The sequence below is a fragment of the Actinophytocola sp. genome, from assembly GCF_045807065.1.
In the GTDB taxonomy this organism is placed as follows: domain Bacteria; phylum Actinomycetota; class Actinomycetes; order Mycobacteriales; family Pseudonocardiaceae; genus Actinophytocola.
This window is the reverse complement of sequence record NZ_JBJMIE010000546.1, coordinates 1-7,502: the sequence shown is the minus strand read 5'-3', so window position 1 is coordinate 7,502 and position 7,502 is coordinate 1. Positions and strand designations below refer to the sequence as shown.

General features: G+C 73.7%; 5 protein-coding genes. 2 read left to right on the top strand and 3 right to left on the bottom strand.

Annotated features, from left to right (window positions below):
• Together ACJ73U_RS31920 and dxs are read right to left on the bottom strand one after the other, a co-directional pair.
• Positions 1-657: response regulator transcription factor (locus tag ACJ73U_RS31920; protein ID WP_407781451.1), on the bottom strand; the 657-nt coding region annotated here is incomplete at its 3' end.
• 180 nt (positions 658-837) lie between these two features.
• The gene (gene dxs, locus ACJ73U_RS31915) at positions 838-2,760 is read right to left on the bottom strand and encodes a 1-deoxy-D-xylulose-5-phosphate synthase (protein WP_407781450.1); all 1,923 of its coding nucleotides are present in this window, start codon (positions 2,758-2,760) and stop codon (positions 838-840) included.
• Between the two features lie 215 nt (positions 2,761-2,975).
• Here dxs and ACJ73U_RS31910 point away from each other — a divergent pair, with 215 nt between their 5' ends.
• Entirely contained in the window at positions 2,976-5,720 is a 2,745-nt protein-coding gene (locus ACJ73U_RS31910) for a hypothetical protein (protein WP_407781449.1), read from the top strand.
• A 51-nt stretch (positions 5,721-5,771) separates the two neighbouring features.
• Positions 5,772-6,578 carry a ferredoxin gene (locus ACJ73U_RS31905; RefSeq protein WP_407781448.1) on the top strand — a complete coding sequence of 269 codons (807 nt, stop codon included), beginning with the start codon at positions 5,772-5,774 and terminating at the stop codon, positions 6,576-6,578.
• Here the strand turns inward: ACJ73U_RS31905 and ACJ73U_RS31900 are convergent.
• Positions 6,567-7,502 (bottom strand): class I SAM-dependent RNA methyltransferase (locus ACJ73U_RS31900; protein ID WP_407781447.1); only part of this gene is annotated, 936 nt, incomplete at its 5' end. The genes ACJ73U_RS31905 and ACJ73U_RS31900 overlap by 12 nt on opposite strands.

Here is a 7,502-nt window from a genome sequence, read left to right as displayed (position 1 = left end):
CGCCGGCACCCGGTAGCCGGAGCCGACCACGGTGTCGATGATGCCGGGCTCACCCAGCTTCTTGCGCAGCGTCATGACGGTCACGCGCACGGTCGTGGTGAACGGGTCGGCGTGCTCGTCCCAGACGCGTTCGAGCAGCTCCTCGCTGGAGACGACCGAGCCGCTGGCCGCGAGCAGCACCTCGAGGACGCCGAACTCCTTGCGGGTCAGGTCGACCTGCTGACCGCCGCGGGTGACCGTCCGGCGGGCCGGGTCCAGCTCGACGTCGCCGGCCCGCAACACCGGCGGGGTGACCGGGGTGGCGCGCCGGGCGAGCGCCCGCACCCGCGCGACCAGCTCGTCGAACGCGAACGGCTTGGCGAGGTAGTCGTCGGCGCCCAGGGACAGCCCCTCCACCCGGTCGGCGACCGAGCCGCTGGCCGTGAGCATGATGACCCTGGTGAGCGCGCCGGACGCGACGATCTCACGGCACAGCTCGTCCCCGGACATGCCGGGCAGGTCGCGGTCGAGCACCACCACGTCGTAACGGGTGACACTGGCCTTCTCGTGGCCCTCGTCGCCGTCCAGGGCGACGTCGACGGCCATGCCTTCACGACGCAGTCCCCTGGCGATGGCGTCGGCCAGGGGCTCCTCGTCCTCGACGATCAGAATCCGCACAACACAACGTTGCCATAACCCGGCCTCGTCGTGCCGTCAACCCCGTGTTCCCGGCCGCCGAAGGCGGCGTCGACGTGCCCGGTGAAGCAAGGCGGGGTCGTCGCCGGCGGGCGTCGTAGCAGGCGAGCCGGCCTCGGCCCGCTGATGCCGCGCCACACTTTCCCCGGAGCCGGCGGGCGTCTAGGGCAGTTCGGCCGGGGCGGCGGCGTCGGTGCGGGTGGCGATCCACTCGGTGACGCGGCGGGCGACGTTCTGGGCGGTCATGCCCAGGCCGACCAGGACCTCCGCACGGGTGCCCTGCCCGTGGAACTCCTGCGGCAGGCCGAGGTCGCGCAGCGGCACGTCGACGTCCGCGTCCCGCAGGGCCGCCGCCAGCGCCCAGCCGAAGCCGCCGTGGCGGCCGTTGTCCTCGACCGTCACCACCAGCCGGTGCTCGGCCGCCAGCGTGACCAGCTCGGCCGGCACCGGCTTGATCCACCTCGGGTCCACGACCGTCACGCCGACGCCCTGGTCGGCCAGCCGGTCGGCGGCCGCCATGCCCAGCTCCGTCAGGGCGCCGACCGTCACGAGCAACACGTCGGTCGTCTCGTGGGTGGCCGGGCGGCGCAGCACGTCCACGCCGCCGCGCCGCTCCAGGGCGGCCACCTCGCTGCCGACGGACGCCTTCGGGAAGCGCAGCACGGTCGGGCCGTCCTTGACCGCGACCGCCTCGTTCAGCTCCTCGCGCAGCGTCACCGCGTCCCGTGGCGCGGCGACCCGCAGGCCCGGCACCACGCCGAGGATCGACAGGTCCCACATGCCGTGGTGGCTCGGGCCGTCCGGCCCGGTGATGCCGGCGCGGTCCAGCACCAGCGTCACGGGCAGCCCGTGCAGTGCCACGTCCATCAGCAGCTGGTCGAAGGCGCGGTTGAGGAACGTCGAGTAGAGCGCCACGACCGGGTGCAGGCCGGCCATGGCCATGCCCGCGGCGGAGGTGACCGCGTGCTGCTCGGCGATGCCGACGTCGAACCACCGGTCCGGGTGGGCCTCGGCGAACTTCGCGAGCCCGGTGGACCGCAGCATGGCGGCGGTGATGGCCACGACGTCCGGCCGCTCGTCGCCGATGCGGGCCAGCTCGTCGGCGAACACGGACGTCCAGGAGGCGGCGCCCTTGGCCGTGGTCAGCTTGCCGGTGACGGGGTCGATCGGGTCGGTCTGGTGCATCTGGTCGACCTCGTCGTTCTCGGCGAGGGGGTAGCCACGACCCTTGCAGGTGGCGACGTGCACGATGACCGGCCCGCCGAACTCCTTGGCGCGGCGCAGCGCGGCGTCCAGGGCGGCGAAGTCGTGCCCGTCGACCGGTCCGAAGTACTTCAGCCCGAGGTCCTCGAACATCACCTGCGGGGAGAGCGCGTCCTTGATGCCGCGCTTGGCCGCGTGCAGTGCCGCGTAGAGCGGCTTGCCGACGACGGGCGTGCCCTGCAGCATCCGCTTGCCGGCCTCCAGCGAGCGTTCGTAGCCGGGTGAGAGCCGCAGGGAGGCGAGGTGGTCGGCCAGGCCGCCGATGGTCGGCGAGTAGGACCGCCCGTTGTCGTTCACGACGATCACCATCGGCCGGTTCCTGCCGGCGGCGATGTTGTTGAGCGCCTCCCAGCACATGCCGCCGGTCAGCGCGCCGTCCCCGACCACGGCGACGACGTGGCGGCGTTCCCCGCGCAGCTCGAAGGCCTTGGCGAGCCCGTCGGCGTAGGAGAGGGCGGCCGAGGCGTGGCTGCTCTCGACGAAGTCGTGCTCGCTCTCGGCGCGGCTCGGGTAGCCGGAGAGCCCGTCGAGCAGCCGGAGCCGGTCGAAGTCCTGTTGCCGCCCGGTCAGCACCTTGTGCACGTAGGCCTGGTGCCCGACGTCGAAGAGCACGGGGTCGTCCGGCGAGTCGAAGACCCGGTGGATGGCCATGGTCAGCTCGACCACCCCCAGGTTGGGCCCGAGGTGACCGCCGGTAGTCGTGACCTTGTCGACCAGGAACTCGCGGATCTCGGCGGCGAGCCTGGGGAGCTGCTCCGCGGAGAGCCCTTTCAGGTCCCCCGGGCCGTGCACCGAGTCGAGCAGGGACTCCTCGTCGGTCACCGCTGGTCACCCCTGTTTCTCAGTTCGCGGGACGTCGTCCGGTTCCAGCAAGTCTACGACCGACTCGGATCGCTCCTCGCGGGCTCCGAACGATCTTCGCGCGGTCGTCGCGCGGTCGTCGTGTGGTCGTCGTGTGGACTTCGTGCCCGTGCTCGCTCCGCGGCTCCGCTCGACGAGTGATCGGGTGAGAGCAGCGCGCCCCTACACTCGGGCCCGTGCCAGTCGCATTCGACACCACCGGCATGGAGCGGCATGACCAGCGGACCTGGTTCGACCCACGGACCGGAGACCAAGTCAGTCTCACCTACATCGGCATGGTGCCCGACATCCCCGCGCCCCTGGACGACCTGCCCCTGCTGCGCAGAAAGCTGGCGCGGGAGACGGCCGAGACCGGCTCGATCATCGAGGCACACGTGGTCTCCCTGGACGGCGTGCAGTCGCTGTACCAGCTGATCAAGCTGCCGGTCCCCGGCCAGGACACGGGCCTGGCGTTCATCGCGGCGTTCACCCTGCCGAAGGCCGAGTGCAGCGTGGTGCTGCGCATCCAGTGCGCGGAAGAGAACATGACGGGCGTCCGGGAGTCCGCGGTGGCGGCCCAGGTGGGCTTCGAGAACTGCTTCCCCCCGCACCCGTACGCGGCGGACGTCCACGGCCAGCTCCCGTACAGCCTCGCCGACGAGGCGGCGTGGGACCAGCAGTTCCCGGACCATCCCCTGACCCGGGCGAGGGCCTGGGCACACCGAACCCTGGCGGAGGCCCGCGTCGATCCCCGGTTCGCGGCACTCCCGCCGTTCCGCTTCCCCACGACGGAGCCCCGGAACGGCGAAGCGGAGCCCCACAACCGCGAAGCGGAGACCGGCGAGGAGCAGGCCGCCCCGGTGGACCCGCCGACGGAGCGGAACCCTCCGGTGGAGCCGCCCTCAGGCGCGACCTGGCAACCGGTTCCGAAGGCCCCGGTGGAACCGCCGTCAGACGCGGCTCGGCAACCACTGCCGAACGCCCCGGCAGAACCGCCATCAGGTGCGGCCTGGCAACCACTGCCGAACACCCCGACAGAACCGCCATCGGCCGCGGCTCGGCAACCAGTGCCGAACACCCCGACAGAACCGCCATCGGCCGCGGCTCGGCAACCAGCGCGGAACGCCCCGGCAGAACCGCCATCGGGCGCGGCCTGGCAACCAGTGCCAAACACCCCGGCAGAACCGCCGTCAGGCGCGGCCTGGCAACCACTGCCGAACACCCGGGCAGAGCCGCCATCGGGTGCGGCCTGGCAGCCGGTGGGGTCCGAGGCCGCCGCGACGGCGGCCCCCGCCGAGCCGTTCGCCTGGTACGCGGCGACGGACGAGCCCGTCGATCCACCCGCGACGGCGGAGCCCGAGCAGCGGTCCTCCTGGTTCCCCTCGACGCCCGAACCCTTCCCCGCACCGGCCACTCCCGGCGAGCCATCAGCCGGCCAGGCCGAACCCATCACACACGGACCACCCGCACGCCACTCGTCACCCGACGAGCAACCGGCGTGGCAGCCTCCGCCGGCCCGGTCCGAGGCCCAGGAAGCACGACACGTGCCCGCCGGTGGCGCCTGGCACGGCACGCCGGTCGAGCCCATCCCCAACGAGCCACCCGCCTGGCGCGCCACACCGGCCGACTTCGCACCCGACGAGCCCCCCGCCCGGCACGCCGCACCCGAGCCGCACATCCCACCGGAGCCGCGCACCACACTCGAGCCACACATCACACCGGAGCGGCACGCCGCACCCGAGTCACACATCACACCCGAGCCGCACGCCACGCCCGAGCCACAAACCACATCCGAGCCACACCTCACACGGGAGCCGCACACCACGCCCGAGCCCCACAGCACACTCGAGCCGCACACCACACTCGAGCCGCACACCACGCCCGAGCCTCCCAGCACAACCGAGCCTCCCAGCACAACCGAGCCGCCGGTCCGGCCTTCACGCATGCCGGCCTTCCAGGTGGAAGCCGAGCCACGAACGCCGACGGCTCCGCCGGCCACCGATCCGCGGCAGCCGTCCGTGGCGCCGGCGGACGACTGGGTGAAGCCGCCCTTCCGCACGTCTCCCTTCGAGGAGGGGCCGGCGGAGTCGCCGCCGGTGTCGTTGTTCGAGCCGGCGCGGCCGGTTGAGCCCGCAGTAGCGTCCGTCGAGCCCGCGGCACCCGCCAAGCCCGCGGCACCCGCCGAGCCCGCGTCGCCCGCGTCGCCCGCGTCGCCCGCCGAGGAGCCTGCGCCCGCGGGTGACGGGGGCCGGCAGGACCGGCCGGCCGTCGGCTCCGGGGACGTGCTCCAGACGGTGCTGATGGGGCTGCCGCTCGCCGGGTACCTGCCCCTCTGGCACGAGAGCGGCGTCACCTTCTGGCGGATGACCAATCCCGACGCCGTACGTGCCCGGCTCGGTGCCGGGCTGGAGTCGCGGTCGGAGATCGACAAGCGGCGTTATCGCGAGGCCGGCATGTTCAGCCCGTCCCGGGGGACCTTGTTCCTCATGGACCGGGTCCGGGACGAGTCCGGTCACCTCGGTGGGACCAGTACGCAGCTCGAACCCGCCACCGAGGAGGAGGCGTACGCCGCGGTCGACGACAAGGCCGTCTCCGAGATGTACGTCTGGCTCGGCGAGGTGGTGCTGGCGTCGGTGCAGCGCGGCGAGTTCGTGGCGGTCGAGACCGGCGGGTGGGAGGTGCCCATGCGGCCGGTCGTGCTGATGATGCTGCGGACCGACGGCCGGGAGTGGCACTCGGTCGTCGAGACGTCGCCGGTGCCCGTCGGTGCGCCGGTGTGGCGGGACCAGCAGCCGGTCGAGGGGGACACCCAGGTGCTGGCCTCGCCGGCGACCGACCAGACGGTGCGTGCCTCGGGGCTGCTGACCAGGTTCGCGGTGGCCACGTGGGGCATGCACCCGTTCCAACTGGGACTCTCGTTCGGGCCGAACCCGACACTCTGATTCGGTAGGGTCAAAGCTCACGATCGGCACATATGAGGGTGGGGACCAGAGGTGACCGAGCCGCAGCCGGTGATGGCGCAGGCTGAGCAGGACCAGCTGACGAGACAGGTGGGGCGCGCGCTCCTGACCGTGGCGGGGGCCGACTGGCAGCAGGTCAGGGCCGAGTACCGGGCCGCGGGGCGGCACGTCGAGGTGGACGTCCTCGTCACGGGGCCCGACGGCGTCGAACGGCCCGTGCGGCCACCTCAGGAGGTCGTCGACGGGCTCGGGCGGCTGCGGCAGGGCATGTACCGGCCGGGCCGCGGCACGTGGCTGTCGGCCCTGTACGTGCTGGACCCGCCGAGCTCCTTCAGCGCGGAGTTCGAGCCGGACGTCGAACCCCGCTGGCGCCGCGTGCCCCCGCCGATCGGCTTCGCGGACGAGCTGCGGTTCTTCCCCCGTGGCGACGAGCACATCCCGGACTGGCTGCGCCAGCGCGCCGGCCTTCCCCCGGCCCAGGGCGACGCACCGCCCAGCGACCAGGCAGGCGCCGGAGCACCCGGCGCGCCGAACGGCCCGGCCGGCCCAGGCAACCAGGGCAGCCCAGGGAATCCGGGCGGACCGGGCGGTCAAGGCAGGCCGAGCGGACCGGGCGCGCCAGCAGGGCCGGGTAGGCCGCCCGGCGTTCCGGTCCCGGGCGGCCAGCCGCCCTTCGGTGGGCCGAACACGCCGCCGCCGGGAATGCCTCGTCCGCAGGGCGTGCCGACCCCGCCACCGGGCGTACCCACCGGCCCCTACGGCGGCCAAGCGGCGCCCACCCCGCCACCTGGGATGAACGCCACCGACCAGAACAGCGGCTGGGGCCCGTCAACCCGCTGACGTCAGCAGCGCCACGCACTCCACGTGGTGCGTCATCGGGAACGCGTCGAAGGCACGCAACCGCTCCAGGGTGAACCCGTGCCCGGCGAACGTCGCCACGTCCCGGGCCAGGGCCGCCGGGTCGCAGGCCACGTACACCACGCGCCGCGGCCCCCGGGACACGATCGCCTCCACGACCTCCCGCCCGGCGCCCTTGCGGGGCGGGTCCAGCACCACCACGGCGGGGTCCGGTCCCTCGCCGGCCCGCAGCACCGCCTCCACCTTCCCCGCGAACACCCGCACCTGCGGCAGGTCCGCCAGGTTCTCCGCGGCCTCCTCCGCGGCCGGCCGGAACGACTCCACCGCCATCACCGAACCCGACGGGCCGACGGCCGACGCCAGCACCGACGCGAACAGCCCGACGCCCGCGTACAGGTCCCACGCGGACTCACCGGGCGCCAGCCCGGCCCAGTCGGCCACCACCTCGGCGTACACGTCGGCCGCGTCCGGGTGCGCCTGCCAGAAGCCGTCCGACGAGACCCGCCACTCGCGCCTGGCCGCACGCTCGACGGCGACTTCGGTGGTGGAGCCGTCCACCGACACGTGTGTGTCCGCGTGGGCGTCCACCGCGACGACCAGGGACGCCTCCGGCGGCCACGTCCGGCCGGCCACCTCGTCCACCGTGCCGAACGCCGAGATGGGGCAGTCCGCCACCGGCACCACCCGGTGGCTGCGGTGTGCGCGGAACCCCGGCCGCCCGGCCCGGTCCACGGTCATCCGCACCCGGGTGCGCCACCGCAGCGGGCCGCCCGGCAGCTCCTCCACCTCGACCGGCACCGACAGACCGGCGAGGCGGCGCAGCTGCTCGGCCACCACCGACGCCTTCAACGCCCGCTGCGCCGGCCACGACGCGTGCTGCCAGTCGCAACCACCGCACCCCCCGGG